The 17,269-nt window shown below is 67.2% G+C and carries 14 protein-coding genes; 6 read left to right on the top strand and 8 right to left on the bottom strand.

The window, feature by feature from the left end:
* Positions 1-2 precede the first annotated feature (2 nt).
* The 3 genes from NWF22_RS12745 to NWF22_RS12755 all read right to left on the bottom strand — a co-directional run bounded on the left by NWF22_RS12745 (position 3) and on the right by NWF22_RS12755 (position 4,259).
* Positions 3-860, bottom strand: a complete 858-nt coding sequence (locus NWF22_RS12745; protein ID WP_160902036.1) for an alpha/beta fold hydrolase — start codon at positions 858-860, stop codon at positions 3-5.
* Between the two features lie 235 nt (positions 861-1,095).
* Positions 1,096-2,052, bottom strand: coding sequence for a R2-like ligand-binding oxidase (locus tag NWF22_RS12750; protein WP_160902205.1), 957 nt, complete (start codon positions 2,050-2,052; stop codon positions 1,096-1,098).
* Between the two features lie 152 nt (positions 2,053-2,204).
* Positions 2,205-4,259 carry an MMPL family transporter gene (locus tag NWF22_RS12755; protein ID WP_160902037.1) on the bottom strand — a complete coding sequence of 685 codons (2,055 nt, stop codon included), beginning with the start codon at positions 4,257-4,259 and terminating at the stop codon, positions 2,205-2,207.
* Positions 4,260-4,446: 187 nt separating this feature from the next.
* On the opposite strand from NWF22_RS12755, the gene NWF22_RS12760 reads away from it, so the two are divergent.
* A complete protein-coding gene (locus NWF22_RS12760; RefSeq protein ID WP_160902038.1) occupies positions 4,447-5,574 on the top strand; it encodes an NDMA-dependent alcohol dehydrogenase in 1,128 nt (375 codons plus the stop codon).
* Between the two features lie 68 nt (positions 5,575-5,642).
* On the opposite strand, the gene NWF22_RS12765 is transcribed toward NWF22_RS12760, so the two are convergent.
* Positions 5,643-6,161 carry a potassium channel family protein gene (locus NWF22_RS12765; protein ID WP_233751137.1) on the bottom strand — a complete coding sequence of 173 codons (519 nt, stop codon included), beginning with the start codon at positions 6,159-6,161 and terminating at the stop codon, positions 5,643-5,645.
* Positions 6,162-6,178: 17 nt separating this feature from the next.
* The gene (locus NWF22_RS12770; RefSeq protein WP_160902039.1) at positions 6,179-8,167 is read right to left on the bottom strand and encodes a M13 family metallopeptidase; all 1,989 of its coding nucleotides are present in this window, start codon (positions 8,165-8,167) and stop codon (positions 6,179-6,181) included.
* A gap of 56 nt (positions 8,168-8,223) precedes the next feature.
* Between NWF22_RS12770 and NWF22_RS12775 the strand changes: the two genes are divergently transcribed.
* On the top strand, positions 8,224-9,669 hold the full coding sequence (locus NWF22_RS12775; protein ID WP_160902040.1) for a dihydrolipoyl dehydrogenase family protein: 1,446 nt from the start codon (positions 8,224-8,226) through the stop codon (positions 9,667-9,669).
* 111 nt (positions 9,670-9,780) lie between these two features.
* On the opposite strand, the gene NWF22_RS12780 is transcribed toward NWF22_RS12775, so the two are convergent.
* Positions 9,781-10,527: a pirin family protein gene (locus tag NWF22_RS12780; protein WP_160902041.1), complete on the bottom strand. Its 747-nt coding sequence runs from the start codon at positions 10,525-10,527 to the stop codon at positions 9,781-9,783.
* Between the two features lie 150 nt (positions 10,528-10,677).
* Between NWF22_RS12780 and NWF22_RS12785 the strand changes: the two genes are divergently transcribed.
* The gene (locus NWF22_RS12785; RefSeq protein ID WP_160902207.1) at positions 10,678-12,321 is read left to right on the top strand and encodes an NTF2-like N-terminal transpeptidase domain-containing protein; all 1,644 of its coding nucleotides are present in this window, start codon (positions 10,678-10,680) and stop codon (positions 12,319-12,321) included.
* A 69-nt stretch (positions 12,322-12,390) separates the two neighbouring features.
* Here NWF22_RS12785 and NWF22_RS12790 read toward each other — a convergent pair whose 3' ends face one another.
* Entirely contained in the window at positions 12,391-12,858 is a 468-nt protein-coding gene (locus NWF22_RS12790; protein WP_160902042.1) for a DUF3054 domain-containing protein, read from the bottom strand.
* A gap of 6 nt (positions 12,859-12,864) precedes the next feature.
* Positions 12,865-14,016 carry a lysylphosphatidylglycerol synthase transmembrane domain-containing protein gene (locus NWF22_RS12795; RefSeq protein ID WP_160902043.1) on the bottom strand — a complete coding sequence of 384 codons (1,152 nt, stop codon included), beginning with the start codon at positions 14,014-14,016 and terminating at the stop codon, positions 12,865-12,867.
* 34 nt (positions 14,017-14,050) lie between these two features.
* Here NWF22_RS12795 and NWF22_RS12800 point away from each other — a divergent pair, with 34 nt between their 5' ends.
* Genes NWF22_RS12800 through NWF22_RS12810 form a run of 3 tightly spaced genes read left to right on the top strand, consistent with a single transcriptional unit; the run spans position 14,051 to position 17,268 of the window.
* Positions 14,051-15,400, top strand: coding sequence for an AI-2E family transporter (locus NWF22_RS12800; RefSeq protein WP_160902044.1), 1,350 nt, complete (start codon positions 14,051-14,053; stop codon positions 15,398-15,400).
* On the top strand, positions 15,384-16,598 hold the full coding sequence (gene macS, locus NWF22_RS12805; RefSeq protein ID WP_233751060.1) for a MacS family sensor histidine kinase: 1,215 nt from the start codon (positions 15,384-15,386) through the stop codon (positions 16,596-16,598). Before NWF22_RS12800 ends, macS begins: the two co-directional genes overlap by 17 nt.
* Positions 16,579-17,268: a response regulator gene (locus tag NWF22_RS12810; protein WP_160902208.1), complete on the top strand. Its 690-nt coding sequence runs from the start codon at positions 16,579-16,581 to the stop codon at positions 17,266-17,268. Before macS ends, NWF22_RS12810 begins: the two co-directional genes overlap by 20 nt.
* The last annotated feature ends 1 nt before the right edge of the window (position 17,269 follow it).

Below are 17,269 nucleotides of genomic sequence, written 5' to 3' on the forward strand. Positions count from 1 at the left end.
CGTCAGCGCACCAGGAACGCCGCGACCGTCGCCTCGAAGGCCTCCTTGGCCTCGATCATCACCCAGTGGCCGCACTGGGGGAACACGTGTAACTCGGCGTCGGGGATCAGCCGCATCGGTACCATCGCCATGTCCGGTGGGCTGACCCGGTCGTCGCGGCCCCAGGTGAGCAGCGTCGGACAGGCGACCTTGTGCATCATCGACCAGTAGGGCGGGGTGTCGGAGGCGGCCAGGAATTGCTGCTGCATCTCGAACGCCGCCGACCCGTACATCATCTGAGAGGTTTTCTGCGCGTCCGGATGGATCGCGGCCTGCCACCGTTCCTCGATGAGTTCCTCGGTGATCAGCTTGCGGTCGTAGACCATGGCCGACAGCCAGCGCACGAGTTTGTCGCGGCTCGGGTCGTCGGTGAACTCCTGCAACAAGCGCAGGCCCTCGCTCGGGCTCGGACTGAATACGTTGGGTCCGACCCCGCCGATGGTCACCAGCTTCTCGACGCGGTCGGGCTTCTTGATGGCGAGGTTGACGCCGACGACCCCGCCCATCGAGTTGCCGATCATTGGCGCGGACTCGATGCCGAGGGCGTCCATGAATCGGATCACCGACGACCCGGCGGTCAACACCGGGTGACCTTCGACTGGGTCGCTCACGCCGAAACCGGGAAATTCGATCACGTAGCAACGGTGGGTCTGCGTGAAGAACCCCAGATTGCCGCGGTAGTTGCGCCAGCCGGTCACACCCGGGCCGGAACCGTGCAGCAGCACCAGCGGTGGTGCCGACGGATCGCCGGCCTCGTGGTAGCGGAGTGTGCCCTGGTCGGTCGAGAGTTCGCGCTTGGTCGCGTCATAGGTGGCATCCACGAGATCAGGGTAGAACGTGTTCTAGTTTGTTGTCACGGGGGCTACGTGACGCGGCGGGCTCGCTGCGCTCGCTCGTCGCTCCCCAGCCGGCTGGTGGGGGTAGGGTTCGTACGCTCGCGCGCTGCTACTCCCTGAGGCGGCGCGAGTGTCCGTCGGGATCACCGGTGGGCCGGCTCGGATGGATTATCCAGTCGACGGCAGCGACTGGCGATGCTCGCGGACATTCGGGTCGGGCTCACCGCCCCATCGCGGCCGCGTCCTCTTCCCCGAATTGTTCCTCGAGCGCCTCCGGCGAGTAGTCGAGGTCGATCTCGGCGACGGGGCGCCCGCGTGCGGACTCGATGGCGCTGAGTCGACGCTGGCCGCGGTCGGCGGCGTAGACGAGGAACTCGTTGTTGTCGAGGCCGAAGGGCTGCTCCTCGAACTGCTCGTTGACCCAGTTGATCATGCCCAGAGCCAACGGCATGAGCTCCTCCATGCGCCCGGTGACCACATCCCACAGTGAGTCGTCGGCGGCCACGTGGCGGCGGCACGTGAACGTTCCCCACGCCATGTGTCGGCGCTCGTCGTTGCCGATGAATCTGATCAACGTCTGCATGCCGGGGAAGATCTGATGGCGCGAGCACACGGTCTGCCACGCGTAGTAGCCGGTCAGCGCCAGACTGCCTTCGATGACGTGGTTGTAGGTGACGCTGGCGCGGACCTGATTGCGCGGTGAGGGGTCGGTCTCGAGTGCATGCAGCGAGTTCGGCAGCTCGTCGTAGAACAGTTGCCGGTAGTAGGGATTGTCGGCGACGAAGGACTGCAGATCTCCGGTCAGCCCGACCGCGTCCATCCACCAGCGAAAGACCTGGGTGTGTTTGGCCTCCTCGAAGCAGAACTGCGTCAGATACATCTCGTCGCCGAAGCGACCCTCGTCGGCCATGGCCTTCATGAACGGTTGGATGTCCTGGGTGACGGCTTCTTCGCCGGCGATGAACTGACTCACCAGGTAGGTGGTGCTGCGGCGCTGTTCGTCGGTGATGTCGGTCCAGTCCTGGGCGTCACGCGCGAAGTCGATCGCCGCCGGATCCCAGAACCGGGCATTGCCTTTGACGAAGAGTCGCAACGGAAACGAGTCCCAGTTGAGCCCCCCGCTGCGCAGTGACGCGAAGTCCGCGCGGGCGTGCGACTTGTGGTCGGCGAGAGTCATCGAGATCACCAGCTAACGATCGTTTGAATCCGATGAATCGACGCTAGTCGGCCTGGCGGACAGGCGTACTGATTTCTGTGAACTCTCAGGTCGCTGTTTGGTGTCGGCACATCTCGTGGATCCGCTTCGACACCGGACTGGCCGCGAAATACTCAGCGCGACAACGCACTCGGCCACCAGATGCGCTTGCCGACGTCGAGGGTGAGCGCGGGTACCAGCAGGGTGCGCACGATCAGGGTGTCGACCAGGACACCGAATGCGACCAGGAACGCGATCTGCGCCAGGAACAGCAGTGGGATCACCGCCAGTGCAGCGAATGTCGCCGCGAGCACCACACCCGCCGAGGTGATCACACCGCCGGTGGCGGTCAGCCCGCGCAGCATCCCGTCGCGTGTGCCGTGGGTCAGCGCTTCTTCGCGGACCCGGGTCATCAGGAAGATGTTGTAGTCGATGCCGAGCGCCACCAGGAACACGAACGCGAACAGCGGGACCACCGGGTCGGCGCCGGCGAAATCGAACAGACCGTTGAACAGCAGGGCGCCCACCCCGAGGGTCGCCGCGAACGAGATGACCGTCGTCGCGAGCAGCATCACCGGTGCCGCGACGCTGCGCAGGAGCAGCATCAGTACCGCGAGCACCACCACCAGCACGATGGGGATGATCAGGTTGCGGTCGTTGATCGCGGTGGTGCGGGTGTCGAGGTCGATGGCCGTGGTGCCGCCGACCAGCGCGTTCGCGCCGTCGATGGGGTGTACCTCGTCGCGGATCGCGACCACGGTGTCCTGGGCGGCCAATGAGTCCGCGTTGTCGGCGAGGGTCGCCTCTATCGCGACCTTGCCGTCGACGACGACGGGGTTGCCGCCTTCTCGGACGAGGTCGGCCGAGGCGACACCGTCGACGCCCCGGACGGCCTCCAGCACGGCCTGCCCCTGGGGTTGCTCAGAGATCACCCAGGTGGGAGCGCCACTACCGGCGTCGAAATGCTCCGCCTGGATCTCCGCGCCCTCAACGGAGTCGACCGAACCGAGGAAGTAGTCGGTCTGTGCGACGCCGTCGGCCTTGAAGGTGGGGGCGAACGCCGCGCCGATGAGCAGGACCACCAGGGTGCCGATCCAGATGGCCCGGGGCCGCGCGGCGACCCGGTCGGCGATGGCCGCCCAGAAGCGGTGGGTGCTGTCCGGCTCCGACGAGTCGGTGTGCTTCGGGCGCAGCGGCCAGAACGCGGTCCGGCCCAGCAGGGCCAGGGCTGCGGGCAGGAACGTCATCGACGCGATGAATGAGGCGGCGATGCCGATGGCGGCCACCGGTCCCAGGCTGCGGTTGGAGTTGAGGTCGGAGAACAGGAGGCACAGCACGCCCAGGATGACGGTGCCGGCCGATGCGCTGATCGGTTCGATCGTGGCGCGCCAGGCGGCGCGGATGGAGGCGTACTTGTCGTCGCTGCGGGTGAGTTCCTCGCGGAACCGCGACACCAGCAGCAGGGCGTAGTCGGTGGCCGCACCGAACACCAGGATGAACAGGATGCCCTGGCTCTGGCCGTTGAGTTCCAGAACGTCGGTCGAGGCGAGGACGTATACCAGGCCCGAGGCGAGCCCGAGCGCGAAGATCGCCGAGATGATCACCACGAACGGCAGGATTGGACTGCGATAGACGACGAACAGGATGAGCATCACCACGACGCCGGCGACCAGCAGCAACAGCCCGTCGATCCCGGCGAATGCCTCGCCCAGGTCGGCGATCTGACCCGCGGGGCCGGTGACCAGCACCGTCAGGCCGTCGGGCGGTGACGCCAACGCGTCGCGTAGTTCCGCGACGTAGTCGGCGGGCTCGCCGTCGGCAGAGATCGGAATGAACATCTGTGCCGCCTGCCCGTCCTGCGACGGGATCGGTGGCGAGAACTGCGCGCCGAACCCCTCCGTGCCGGCCAGCGGCGCGGTGGCCGTGGTGAGGAACTCGGTGTCGGCAGGCGTCAGACCGGACGGCCGTTCGGCGATCACGATCGCCGGCACGGTGTCGGAGTCGGTGAAGCCGGCGAGCATGTCGTTGACCTCGGTGGACTCCGCCGACGCGGGGAGAAACGCGCTGTTGTCATTGGTGGCGACCGAGGAGAGTTTGCCGGCGTACGGGCCGGTGACACCTCCGATGACGAGCCAACCGAGGAGCAGCAGGGCGGGGATGAGCCAGCGGAGCCGGGGCGTGGTCGCCATGGCTCCATGTCTACACGAATCGGACGCAGGCAAACGCGCCCGGCCGATCTGCCCGATCTAACGATCGATAACGCCCCTCAATCGTGAACGGCCGCAACGAGTCCAACGATTTCGTATGCGCAGAGATGCATATGAGGAGACGATGTGAACCAGATCGCACAACGCTGTCTACGAAAGGGTGCGTGAGATGAAGACCAAGGGGGCAATCCTCCGGAATCCGGGCGAGAAGTGGCAGATCGAGGAGTTCGAGCTCGGTGATCCGGTGGCCGGGGAAGTGCAGGTCAAGCTGGTCAGCTCGGGCCTGTGTCACTCCGATCACCATTTGCGGACGGGTGACAGCCCGGCGCCGATGCCGGTCCTCGGTGGCCACGAGGGTGCCGGCGTGGTGACCAAGGTGGGGCCGGGCGTGACGAACCTGAAGGAAGGTGACCATGTGGTCACCGCCTTCATTCCGGCCTGCGGTGTGTGTGATCCGTGTTCGCGCGGTGATCAGAATTTCTGCGACGAGGGCGCTCGCCTGCTGACGGGTCTGTCCATCGCCGATGACACCCATCGGGCGCACACCACCGACGGCCAGGGCCTCACCCAGATGTGCCTGTTGGGCACCTTCGCGCCGTACATCACCGTCAACCAGGCGTCGCTGGTCAAAATCGAAGAGGACATCCCGTTGCAGACCGCTGCCCTGCTCGGTTGCGGGGTGGCCACCGGATGGGGGTCGGCGGTCGAGATCGGCGGGACCCACGCCGGTGACATCGTCGTGGTGGTCGGCGTCGGTGGCGTCGGTATCAACTCCGTACAGGGGGCCGCAGCCGCGGGCGCCCGGATCGTCGCCGCCGTCGACCCGGTGCCGTTCAAACGTCAGATGGCCGAGAAGATGGGCGCCACACACACCTTCGAGTCGATGGAGGAGGCGCTGCCGGTCCTCGGCGAGATCAGCTGGGGCAAGATGGCCAACACCACCATCCTCACGGTCGGCGAGATCGACGGGTCGATGATCCAGCCCGCGCTGAGTCTGACCGGCAAGGGCGGTCAGGTCATCGTGACCGGTATGGGCAACTTCTCGTCCATGGACGCCCAGATGAACCTGTTCGAACTCACGCTCCTGCAGAAGCGGGTGCAGGGTGCGATCTTCGGTGGCGCGAGCCCGCGCACCCAGGTGCCGACCCTGCTCAACGAGTACCGCGCCGGCAAGCTGAACCTGAGTGATCTGGTGACCAACACCTACCGGCTCGACCAGATCAACGAGGCCTACGACGACATGTTGGAGGGCAACAACATCCGCGGCATGATCGTCTACGGCGACGACGACTACTGAGTTCCTGATTCCGTAGTACGAACACGCGAAAAATCGCGTGTTCGTACTACGGAATCGCTTAGTGGCCCTTAGCGCTTGACGCGTGCGTTCACCAGGAGGTTGACGAAGCGTAGGCCGAGGCCGAGCAGGGCCAGGGTGCTGACCATCTGGATCGACACGGCCACCCGGGCCCCCTGGGACACCGCGGAGATGTCACCGAAACCCGTGGTGGTGAACACGGTCAGGCAGAAGTAGAGCGCGTCGATCCGGGTGAGTTGGGTGCTCATACTGCCGTGGGCGTATTCGGAGAACAAGTAGTAGACGGTGGCGAAACCGACGATGTAGAAGGCGCCGATCGCCACCAGCATCTCCACCGCCGTCGCCACCGGGTACGGCGACCGGATGAAATGCCGGATCTCCCACGCGCAGAACGCCGTCAGGAGAAGCGCGCCCACCATCAGCCCGAGATAGTTGACCGAACTCTCCTTGTTGATCGGCAGCGCGAAATACCCGATCAACAGGATCACCGCGGCGGCGATCGGCCGGATGATCGCCGCCGCGACCTGGCGTCGACCGACGTTCTTCCGCGCGTCGGCCAGGTCCCGCAATTCCTGCGCCACCGGCTCTACCAGATCCGGACGCGCTCGGACTCATCGAGATACAGGGCGTCGCCGGGTGCCACCTCGAAGGCGTCGTAGAACGCGTCGATGTTGCGGACCACGCCGTTGCAGCGGAACTCCGGCGGCGAGTGCGGATCGATGGACAGGCGTCGGATCGCCTCCGCGTCACGGGTCTTGGTGCGCCAGATCTGCGCCCAGCTGAAGAACACCCGCTGCTCGCCGGTCAGTCCGTCGATGACCGGCGGTGTGGTCCCCTCGGTTGCGAGCCGATAGGCGACCAATGCGATCGACAGCCCGCCGAGGTCCCCGATGTTCTCGCCGATGGTGAACTCGCCGTTGACCTTGTACTGCTCATCGAGGCCGACCGGGGTGAAATCGCCGTATTGGTCGATGAGTTTACGTGTGCGAGCGGAGAACTCGGTGCGGTCCTCGTCGGTCCACCAGTCCAGCAGGTTACCGTCGCCGTCGTACTTCGCACCTTGATCGTCGAAGCCGTGGCCGATCTCGTGACCGATCACCGCACCGATGCCGCCGTAATTGGCCGCGTCGTCGGCATCCGGATCGAAGAACGGCGGCTGCAGAATGGCTGCGGGGAAGACGATCTCGTTCATCCCGGGGTTGTAGTAGGCGTTCACCGTCTGCGGCGTCATGAACCACTCGTCGTGATCCACCGGTTGACCGATCTTGGCGAACTCGCGGTCCTGCTCGAAGGACGAGGCGCGGGCGACGTTTCCGATCAGGTCGTTGCGGTCGACGGTGAGCGCGTCATAGTCACGCCATGTGGCGGGGAAGCCGATCTTCGGCGTGAACTTCGCCAACTTGGTCAGCGCCTTCTCCCGCGTGGTCGGTGTCATCCACTCGAGTTCGGTGATGTTGCGGCGGTAGGCGGCGACCAGATTGTCGATCAGCTCGTCCATCCGGGCTTTCGCTTCGGGTCCGAAATGCTTGTCGACGTAGAGTTTTCCGACTGCGAAACCCGCCGAGTCCTCGACGAATCCGACACCGCGCTTCCACCGGTCGCGGATGGTTTCCGCACCGGTCAGCGTGCGGCCGTAGAAGGCGAAGTTCTCGTCGACGAAGTCGCCGGACAGGTACGGGGCGGCGGAATGCAGCAACTTCCAGGTCAGCCAGGTCTTCCACTCCTCGAGCGGCCGGGCGGCAACCAGTTCGCCGGCGCCGGTGATGAACGAGGGCTGACCCACCACCACCTCGGCGAACGTCGTATCGCTGCTGGTGCCCAATCCGCCGAGCCAGGCCGACGCATCGAGTGCCCCGGCAGCATCGGCGAAGTCGGCGAACGTCATGAGGTTGTAGGTCTTCTCGGCGTCGCGGCGCGCCACCACATCCCAGTGATGGCCCGCCAGGGCGGTCTCGAGGTCGAGCACCGCGCGGGCTCGGGTCTCGGACTCGTCGACACCGGCGAGCCCGAACATCCGGGCCACATGCGCGACGTAGGCGTCGCGGGTCTCGGCGTGCTTGTCCTCGCGGTAGTACGACTCGTCGGGCAGGCCGAGTCCCGACTGCACGACGTGCACCAGGTAGCGGTCGGACTGTTTGGCGTCGGTGTCCACGTAGAAACCGAACAATCCGCCGACGCCGTGGCGTTGCAGGCGTCCGATGCGCAGGCTGAGTTCGTCGGTCGAGGTGATCGCCGCGATCTTGTCGAGTTCGCCGCGGATCGGCCCGATGCCCAGGGCGTCGATGTGGTCGGTGTCCATGAAGGACGCGTAGAGGTCGCCGATCTTCTGGGCGTCCGAACCACTCAGCGTCTCGGCATCGGCGCATTCGGTGATGATGTCGCGCACGTTCTCCTCGGCGCGATCGCGCAGCACGTGGAAGGCGCCGTCGAGGGAGCGATCCTCGGGGATCACGTGAGTTTCCAGCCACTTGCCGTTCACGTGGGCGAACAGATCGTCCTGGACGCGGACGCCGTCGTCCACCCAGTTGAGATCGATTCCGGAAACCTGCGAGGTGTCAGTCTGCGAAGCGGTCACCCGTCCATCCTGTCATCGCAACCCCAATTCGTCAGCCTGCCACCTACCGTGGGGCCATGGGCGTCAACTCCGAGACCAGCACCTACGACGTCGTCGTGATCGGAGGCGGACCGGTCGGTGAGAACGCCGCCGACTACGCCATCCGCGGCAGCGAGCGCACAGCGGTGATCATCGAACACCAACTCGTCGGCGGGGAGTGTTCCTACTGGGCGTGTATGCCGAGCAAAGGCCTCCTGGGACCCGGCGCGGCCCTGGCCGCGGCCCAGGCGCTGCCGGGTGCGCGAGAACGGCTGTCCGACGTGGCGCCCGACCCGTCGGCGGTCCTGGCCCGCCGCGACACCATCACGAGCGGCCGCGACGACAGCTCCCAGGTCGAGTGGGCGCAGAACGCGGGTATCGACGTGATCCGCGGGCACGGGCGCATCGTCGGCGATCGGAAGGTGTCGGTGGGCGATCGGCACATCCGGGCCCGGGAGGCCGTGGTGATCGCCACCGGCAGCATCGCATCGATCCCGCCGGTGGCCGGGCTGCGCGAGGCCTTGCCGTGGACGTCGCGAGATGCCACGAACCTCATCGACATCCCGGAGCGCATCGTGGTGCTCGGCGGGGGCGTGGTGGCTTGCGAGGCGGCCACCTGGCTGCTGGACCTGGGTGTGCGTGAGCTGACGATGGCCGTGCGCGGCAGTCGGCTGCTGCCCAAGGACGAGCCCTTCGTCGGCGAGATGGTCGCGAACTCGCTCACCGAGCGCGGTGCCGACATCCGGTTCGGGACCGAGCTCGACCGCGTCGAGCGGCCTGACGCGGCCGACAGCGGATACGGCCGGCTGCACGGAGGCCCGGCGCGGGTGACGTTGCGCGGCTCCGGTGACACCCTCGAGGTCGACGAGATCCTCGTCGCGGCCGGGCGTGCCCCGGCCACCGCGGATCTCGGCCTCGGCGCCATCGACCTGCCGGACACCGGACCGCTCACGGTCGACGACCATCTGATCGTGTCCGGCCATCCGTGGCTCTACGCGGTCGGTGACGTCAACGGGCGGGTGGCGCTGACGCACATGGGCAAGTACCAGGCGCGCGTCGCCGGCGACGTGATCGCTGCGCGGGCCGAGGGACGCAACCTCGACAGCTCGCGGTACTCGGCGTTCGCCGACCATTCCGCGGTCCCCCAGGTGGTGTTCACCCGGCCGGAGGTGGCTGCGGTGGGCATCACCGAGCAGCAGGCCCGCGACGACGGTGTCGACGTGACGGTTGCCGACATGGACATCGCGGTCGCCGGCACCTACCTGCTGGATCCCGAGTACTCCGGGCACGCCAAGCTGGTCATCGACCGGGCGCGCGACGTCATCATCGGCGCGACGTTCGTCGGCGCCGGTACAGCCGAACTCGTCCACTCGGCGACTGTCGCGGTGGTCGGCGAGGTGCCGATCGAGCGGCTGTGGCATGCGGTGCCGTCGTATCCGACGGTCAGCGAGATCTGGTTGCGGCTGCTGGAGTCGCTGAGGTGACGATGCTGTCGGCGGGTTCAGGGGTTCTCTCGGCGAGATTTGGGGTTCTGTCGGCGCGAAACCGGGTTCTGTCGGCGAGAAATTGGGTTCTGTGGGCGATGGGGCGGCGGCTCAGCCCATGAGTTCGCGCAGTTCTCGATCCATCACCCAGATGAGGACCTCGGCGTCGTCGGTCGCCGACAATCGCAGGCCGCCGAGATCGCCACCGCGGACCGCGTCGCCCTCGGTCAGCCGATCGTCGCCCAACACCGCAGTGCCCCGGGTGACGAAGAGGTGGGTGAAGCGTCCGCCGGGCAACTCGATCGTGCTCGCGGCATCGAGGCGGGCGGCGAACAGGGTGGCCGAACGGTTGGCGATGCGGATCGCCGAGTCACGATTCGGATCTCCGGATGCAACCGGTACGAGACGGCCGGCGGCCAGCTCGTCGGCGATGTCGGCGGCGGCGTAGGAGGGCGCCAGCCCGAACTCGTCGGGCATCACCCACATCTGCACGAACCGGACGGGTACGGTGCCCGCCCCGGGATGGTCCGGCCAGGTGTCGTTGCGCTCCGAGTGGAGCACCCCCGTGCCTGCGCTCATCCGTTGTGCCAGACCGGGGTAGACGATTCCCGAGTGACCTTCCGAATCCTGGTGAACCAGTGCGCCGGACGTGACCCACGTGACGATTTCAGACTCGCGGTGCGCATGTTGGTCAAAGCCCTGTAACGGAGTGACCACATCATCGTTATTCACCAATAGCGAGCCGTGATTTGTGTTGGATGGATCGTAGTGATCACCGAAGGAGAAGCTGTGTCGGGACGTGAGCCAGTCGGTGGTGGTGACCGCGCGATCGACGGCCGGAATCACGGAGTAGACCATGACCCATTATGTGCTGCGAACGAACGTGTGGTACCTGTCACATCAGTTGAGCGACCGCAGGTTTCCCGAGACCCGATCGTGACCCCTCGGATCCCCGAATGGAAGCGGACGGCATCGATATCCAGTGTGACAAGAGTGAAAATTGAGACTATGAAGATCTGGGTCAGGCGTGCGCCGAAGATGGCCTGCGCGGTGGCGACCTGCAGTGCCGTGGTGGCGCTCAGCGCATGCGGGGGTCCGGGTGCCGACAGCGACGACGCCGCAGGGGCGGTCAGTCAGTTCGCCGCGGCAATGGAACGGCAGGACGCCGGCGGGGCCGCGAAGTTCACCACCGCACCCGGCCAGGCCGGCGCCACACTCACCGAGACCCTGCAGGCCATGGATGCCGAGCACATCGACATGGTGGTGCAGAATCCGGTGGAGTACAGCGACGGAACGGCGTCCTTCGCGCTCAAGACCACCTGGCGCTGGGACAAGGACCGCACCTACGAGACGACGAGTTCGGGAACTGCGCGCCATCTGTCGACCGGGTGGAAGATCACCTGGGAGCCGTCGGTCATCCACCCCGGACTGCCGGTGGGCGGACAGCTGCGCGAGATCCGCACCGACGCCACCCCTGCTCCCCGCGTGCGCAGCCGGTCGGGCAAGACATTCATGTACCTGCAGCCGGTCAACGACATCATCCTCGACCCGAATCAGACCGGGGACGTGCGGCGTTCGGTCCGGGCACTGGCCCGCACGATCGAACCGATCGCGCCGCTGATCACCACGCAGGTGATCTCCGAGAAGTTGGCCGAGGCGCCGGGTGAACCCATCACCGCGGTCACGCTGCGCGACCCCGACATGCAGGTGCTGCAGTCGGACCCGAAAGCCGTGCCCGGCGTGATCGTGCGCAAGGCCGGCATGCTGGTGATGAAGGATCGGCGGCTGTCGTCGCCGCTGGAGGCAGGGCTCACAAACTACTGGCAGGCGATTCGTGACGCGACCGCCGGCTGGCAGGTGCAGATGGTGGGTCCGGGCATCAAGCCGCGCAAGCTCGCCGGTGACCAGGGGCCGCCCGGGCCCGATGTGAACACCACCGTCGACCAGAACCTGCAGCTCACGCTCGGTGACGCGGCGGTCGAGGTCGGTCAGCCGGCCACCATCCTGGCACTCGACGCCGCCAGCGGTGCGGTACTCGGCATGGCTCGCAACAGCTACGCAGTCGACCGCGGTATCAACGCCGACACCGTCTATCCCGTCGGCACCACGCTGAACCCGGTGCTCACCGAGGTGGAGCGCACCGCGAACGCCAACCAGGAATCCAGCGACTCGATCATGGATCGGCTGGGTCTGGGTGTGCAGTTCACCGTCCCCGGCGCCAGTACGCCGACCGCAGACCAGCCCGGCGTCGCCACCGTCGACTTCCGCCCGGACGGCGCCAACATGTCGATGATGAACATGGGCGCCCTGGGTGTGGCGCTGGCTCGCAGCTCGATGGGCAAGATGACCTCGGTGGCGCCGTATGTGGTGAAGGGGGTGCCGACGACGGTGGCCGGCGGTCAGCTGGGTGAGCTCGACGCCGCCACCACCGCACCCATCCTGCGAGCGATGACGACCGTCGCCAGGAGCGGCGACGCGAGCGACCTGACCGGTGCGCCCGGCCTGAAGGCGCTGGTGGGCACGAACGGGCCGCAGGGCCCCGGCTGGTTCCTCGGACTTCAGGGCGGCAAGGTCATCGTCATCTACACCGAGGGCGACACGTCCGGTACCGCGGCGTTGCAGGTGGCGCAGAAGTACTTCCGGATCAAGTAGCGGCGAGCGTGTGGCGAGGTCCTCGCGCGCGCATCGATCGTTCGCGCGTGAGGCTGCGCGCGCGGTTGATCAGCCGGCGCGCGACGACGTCGAGCGCCGACGAACCACCACCCCGTAGGTTGCGCGCCACCCCAGCAGGAACACGCCGAGGGTGATGGTCGCGACGATGACGAAGCTCGGGGCGACACCCTGGTGCAGCAGGTAGCGCAGGATCATCGCGACCGCGACGGCGCAGAACCAGATCATCACCCCGCTGGGTGCGAGCCGCTCGGGACGGAAGTCGTGGCCGAACCACTCGCTGGACCGCACGTGGGAGAACACGTACGCGATCGACCACCCGGCCGCCGCCCCCACCGCGAACGGCCACAGCGTCTGCAGCACCCCGATGACGGTCAGCCCCTCGTCGTGGCTGGACCGGCCGATCAGCACGAACACGGTGATCGCGGCCAGATCGATGAGTGCGGTCACCGGCATCGGCAGCGCGCGGCCCCGAGCCGCCCGGGCGTCGGTGCCTGCGACAACGGGAGAACTCGACATGGTCCTCTACGGTAGCGGGTCGTCGGGCCGTCGACCATCACCCGGATCGGCATCGCGGTCATCCGCCGGACCTGATTCGGTGGCCGACTCCGGGCCCAGGTCGTGTTCCAACTCCTCCTCGAGGGTATCGCCGTTGCGGAACGAGTTGCGGAACATGAACAGCACCACGATCCAGCCGATGGCCGCGACCAGGATGTAGCTGATGACGCGATACACCAGCACGGCGGTGATGGCGTCGGCGGCCGGCATACCCGCCGACGTCAACGCGGGCACGAGGACGGCGTCGACCACGCCGATCCCGCCGGGCAGCAGCGGAACCGCGGTGCCGACCGCCTTGCCCGCCGCATAGGCCACCATCAGGCCCGCGATGCTGGGATGCGCGCCGACCGCCCAGCAGGCGAACGCGAGGCAGCCGACGTCGGCGACCCAGTTGAACAGGCTCCAGCCGAACGAGATCCCGAGGTCACGTTTGGACAGCTGCACCGCACGCAGCTGCTCGAGTGTTTCCAGGATGCGGTCGTGTCCGTGGCCGTTGGGTTTGCTGCGCAACTGGTTGATCCAGTCCATGACCCGCAGCAGCGTGCTCCGCAACGATTCGGGATGGCTGGCCAGGTACTGGAACACCACCGCGACGGCGATGAAACCGACCACGGAGAAGATCACCGAGAACGGGCTGGTCTTGGCGCCGGCCAGCAGCGCTCCACCGAAGCCGAGGACGGCGAGCCCGACGCCGGCGAGCAGGCCCGACATCACCACCTGCCAGGACGCCACCACCGGTGTCGCACCCCACTTGCGGGTCTCGCGGTAGACGAACGCCGGCGAGAGAACCGGTCCGCCGGGCATCGTCTGGCTCACCGCATTGGAGGCGAGGACCACCGACATGGACTGCCACTGGCGGACCTTGACACCGCCCGAACGCAGCAGTGCCCGCTGCACCCGCGCGAAGCTGTCCATCGAGAGCATCGCCGCAATGATGCTGGCCACGATCCAGACCCAATCCAGGTCGCCGATCCGCTGCCAGGCCTCCTCGAGGCTCGGCGAGATCAGAATGATCTCGACGGTCAACACGACCACCACGATCGCCAGGAGGACCCATCGCAGCCACCAGTAGCGGGACCGTGTGGTCACGCCACCCCTGGTAGACCCCTCCGACGACATAGTGCACACCATATCCACAGCTAGGGTGGAGTCTGTGAGCGATGTCGACACCGCGGATCGATCACCACGGCCCGATCGGCTCGCCGACATCGCCGCGGTCGACCGCGAAAAGGTGCACCCGCTGGTCCGGTCCACCGCTGAATGGTCGTGGCGCCTGCTGGTCATCGCCGGTGCCGCCTACGCCGTTGTCCTGACCTTCAACCAGTTCCAGGAAGTGCTGGTGCCGGTGGCGCTGGCCGTGCTCGGCGCGGCCATGCTCGTCCCGGTGGTCGACGCCCTCGACCGGATCGGCCTGCCACGGTCGGTGGCGGTGCTGATCGCGATCGTCGTGGTGCTGGGCCTGTTGTCGGCGGTGATGACCTTCGTCGTGCAGGAGTTCATCCGCGGGTTCCCCGACCTCACCGCGCAGATCACCACCACCATCGACCGCACCCGGGACTGGCTGGTCGACGGGCCGTTCGGCGTGGACCGCGAGCAGGTGCAGAACATCGGCAACGATGTCACCGGATTCCTGCAGCACAACCAGGACCAGGTGACCAGTGGTGCCCTGGCGACCGCCACCACCGCGACCGAGATCATCACCGGCGCCTTGCTGGCGTTCTTCCTGCTGATCTTCTTCCTGTACGGCGGAGGCCACATCTGGACGTTCGTCACCAAGGTCATCCCGATGGGGACCCGCGGTCGGGTGCGGGCGGCCGGGACCGCGGGCTTCGGCACTCTCGTCGGCTACGTGCGGGCGACGGTGGCGGTGGCATTCGTCGACGCGCTCGGTATCGGTGTCGGACTGGCGATCCTGGGCGTGCCGCTCGCCCTGCCGTTGGCGTCGCTGGTTTTCCTCGGCGCCTTCATCCCCATCGTCGGTGCGTTGGTGACGGGCACCTTGGCGGTGCTGGTCGCCCTGGTCACGCAGGGCTGGATCGCCGCGGTCATCGCGCTGGCCATCGTGATCGGCGTGATGCAGGTGGAAAGTCATGTGCTGCAGCCGTTCTTGCTGGGTCGATCGGTGCGCCTGCATCCGGTCGCGGTGGTGCTGGGCATCGCCGCGGGCATCGTCTCGGCAGGCATCATCGGTGGATTGCTGGCCGTCCCGCTGATCGCCTTCCTCAACACCGCCATCCGGCATCTCAACGGCAGTGCGGCCAGTGCGCGACGTCGCGCGGCGCGCGCGGACCGGCCCATGTACTCGGCCGAACCCGATGAACCGCACTGGGATCTCTACGACGACCGGGACGCCGCCGCCAGTGATACCGCCGCCAGCGATACCGCCGCGACCTCAGAGCAGGCCACCGACGAGCAGGCCACCGACGAGCAGGCGCCGGCACCAGCTGCGCCGACACCGCCGGCGAACGAGGATGGGCCGAGCGCACATGGCCGCGACAGCTGATCGGCCGCCGAGCCGATCCGCGCAATTGGCGACGGCTGCCGACACCGATCCGGTGGGCCCGCTGTGGCGCGGTGCGCAACTGTTCCGGCTGGTGTCCTACTGCTACGCGCTCGGATTCCAGATCGCGATCAACGATGATCTGCTGCACCGCGGAACCACCTGGGTCCTGTTCGGGGTGCTCACGGTGTGGACGGGGGCCGGCGGTGTCGCCTACTTCGTGGGATTCGGCCGCAACCGCTATTGGGTGAGCGCCGACGTCGCGATCGCCTGCGTGATGATGCTGTCCACGTCCTATGTCGCGACCGAATCGTGGGCACTGGACAACCAGAGCTGGCCGACCACACTGTGGGCGGTCAACTCCGTCATCTCGGTGGCGTTGCTCGCCGGGCCGGTCTGGGGCATCGGCTCGGGGCTGCTCGTGGGTGGGACCAGTGCGTTCGTCAAGGGCGCCTTCGACCTGAACTTCGGTCGCAACGCGACCATCCTCATCATCGTGGCGACGGGGATGGCGGTCGGCCTGGCAGCGGTGATCGCCCGGCGCGCACAGGAGGCGCTGGCGCGCGCGGCCGGTATCGCCGCGGCCACCGAGGAACGCGAACGGCTCTCGCGCGAGGTGCACGACGGCGTGCTGCAGGTCCTGGCCCTCATCGCTCGCCGGGGACGTGAGATCGGTGGTGAGACCACACAGCTCGCCGAACTCGCCGGCGAGCAGGAACACGCCCTGCGGCGATTGGTCTCGGGCGTCGCCGATGACATCGGCGTGGGCGGGAGCACAGTCGATCTCGCTGCCCAGTTGCGTGCGTTGGCCGCCGACCGGATCTCGGTCAGTGCTCCGGGGACCGCAGTCGAGGTGGCGGCGAACGTGGCCACCGAGATCACGTCCGCGGTGATCAACGCCCTCGACAACGTCGCCCGCCACGCCGGATCAGGCGCGCACGCGTTCGTGCTCCTCGAGGATCTCGGTGATCAACTGGTGGTGAGTATCCGCGACGACGGGGTGGGCATCGCGCCCGGACGCCTCGCGCAGGCGCAACGTCAGGGACGGATGGGAATCTCCACATCGATCGTCGGGCGCATCGAGTCGATCGGTGGCACCGCTGCGCTCGAATGCGCACCCGAGGGCGGCACAGAATGGGAGTTGACGATTCCGGTGGACGGGAGGGGCGATGGCACAACAGATGCCGAGCGGGACGGGTGAGCCGGCCGACGACGACGGTGCCGCGGCGGCGCTGCGGGTGATGGTGGTCGACGATCATCCGATCTGGCGTGAGGGCGTGGCCCGCGACCTGGCCGAGGAGGGCTTTGACGTGGTGGCGACCGCCGACGGCGTCGGCGCCGCCGCGCGTCGTGCCGGTGCGGTCGCGCCCGACGTGGTCCTGATGGACATGCAGCTGCCGGACGGTACCGGCGCCGAGGCGACCGCCGGCGTGCTCGAGGTATCCCCCGACAGTCGCGTGCTGGTGCTCTCGGCGTCGGAGGAACGTGACGATGTGCTGCAGGCGGTGAAAGCCGGTGCCAGTGGCTATCTGGTGAAGAGTGCATCGCGGGCCGAGCTGGTGGCCGCGGTCCGGGCCACCGCCGACGGACAAGCGGTGTTCACGCCGGGGCTGGCGGGATTGATCCTCGGTGAGTACCGGCGGATCTCGGCGGCCCCCGGTCCGGTCGACGCCCGTCCCACCCTCACCGACCGGGAGACCGAGGTGCTGCGTCTGGTGGCGAAGGGATTGAGCGCCAAGCAGATCGGCACCAGGCTGTCGCTGAGCCATCGAACCGTCGAGAACCACGTGCAGGCGACAATGCGAAAGCTCCAGCTCGGGAACCGAGTGGAGCTGACGCGGTATGCGATCGAACACGGGTTGGATGAGTAGG

Origin of the sequence: Gordonia mangrovi, from assembly GCF_024734075.1 — a bacterium.
Taxonomy (GTDB): domain Bacteria; phylum Actinomycetota; class Actinomycetes; order Mycobacteriales; family Mycobacteriaceae; genus Gordonia; species Gordonia mangrovi.

Bases quoted from the DNA above. Each gene is read 5' to 3' on its own strand.
- NWF22_RS12755 (WP_160902037.1), bottom strand. From the start codon at position 4,259: ATGGCGACCACGCCCCGGCTCCGCTGGCTCATCCCCGCCCTGCTGCTC.
- NWF22_RS12790 (WP_160902042.1), bottom strand. From the start codon at position 12,858: ATGTCGAGTTCTCCCGTTGTCGCAGGCACCGACGCCCGGGCGGCTCGG.
- NWF22_RS12760 (WP_160902038.1), top strand. From the start codon at position 4,447: ATGAAGACCAAGGGGGCAATCCTCCGGAATCCGGGCGAGAAGTGGCAG.
- NWF22_RS12750 (WP_160902205.1), bottom strand. From the start codon at position 2,052: ATGACTCTCGCCGACCACAAGTCGCACGCCCGCGCGGACTTCGCGTCA.
- NWF22_RS12780 (WP_160902041.1), bottom strand. From the start codon at position 10,527: ATGGTCTACTCCGTGATTCCGGCCGTCGATCGCGCGGTCACCACCACC.
- NWF22_RS12775 (WP_160902040.1), top strand. From the start codon at position 8,224: ATGGGCGTCAACTCCGAGACCAGCACCTACGACGTCGTCGTGATCGGA.
- NWF22_RS12810 (WP_160902208.1), top strand. From the start codon at position 16,579: ATGCCGAGCGGGACGGGTGAGCCGGCCGACGACGACGGTGCCGCGGCG.
- macS (WP_233751060.1), top strand. From the start codon at position 15,384: ATGGCCGCGACAGCTGATCGGCCGCCGAGCCGATCCGCGCAATTGGCG.
- NWF22_RS12795 (WP_160902043.1), bottom strand. From the start codon at position 14,016: ATGTCGTCGGAGGGGTCTACCAGGGGTGGCGTGACCACACGGTCCCGC.
- NWF22_RS12785 (WP_160902207.1), top strand. From the start codon at position 10,678: ATGAAGATCTGGGTCAGGCGTGCGCCGAAGATGGCCTGCGCGGTGGCG.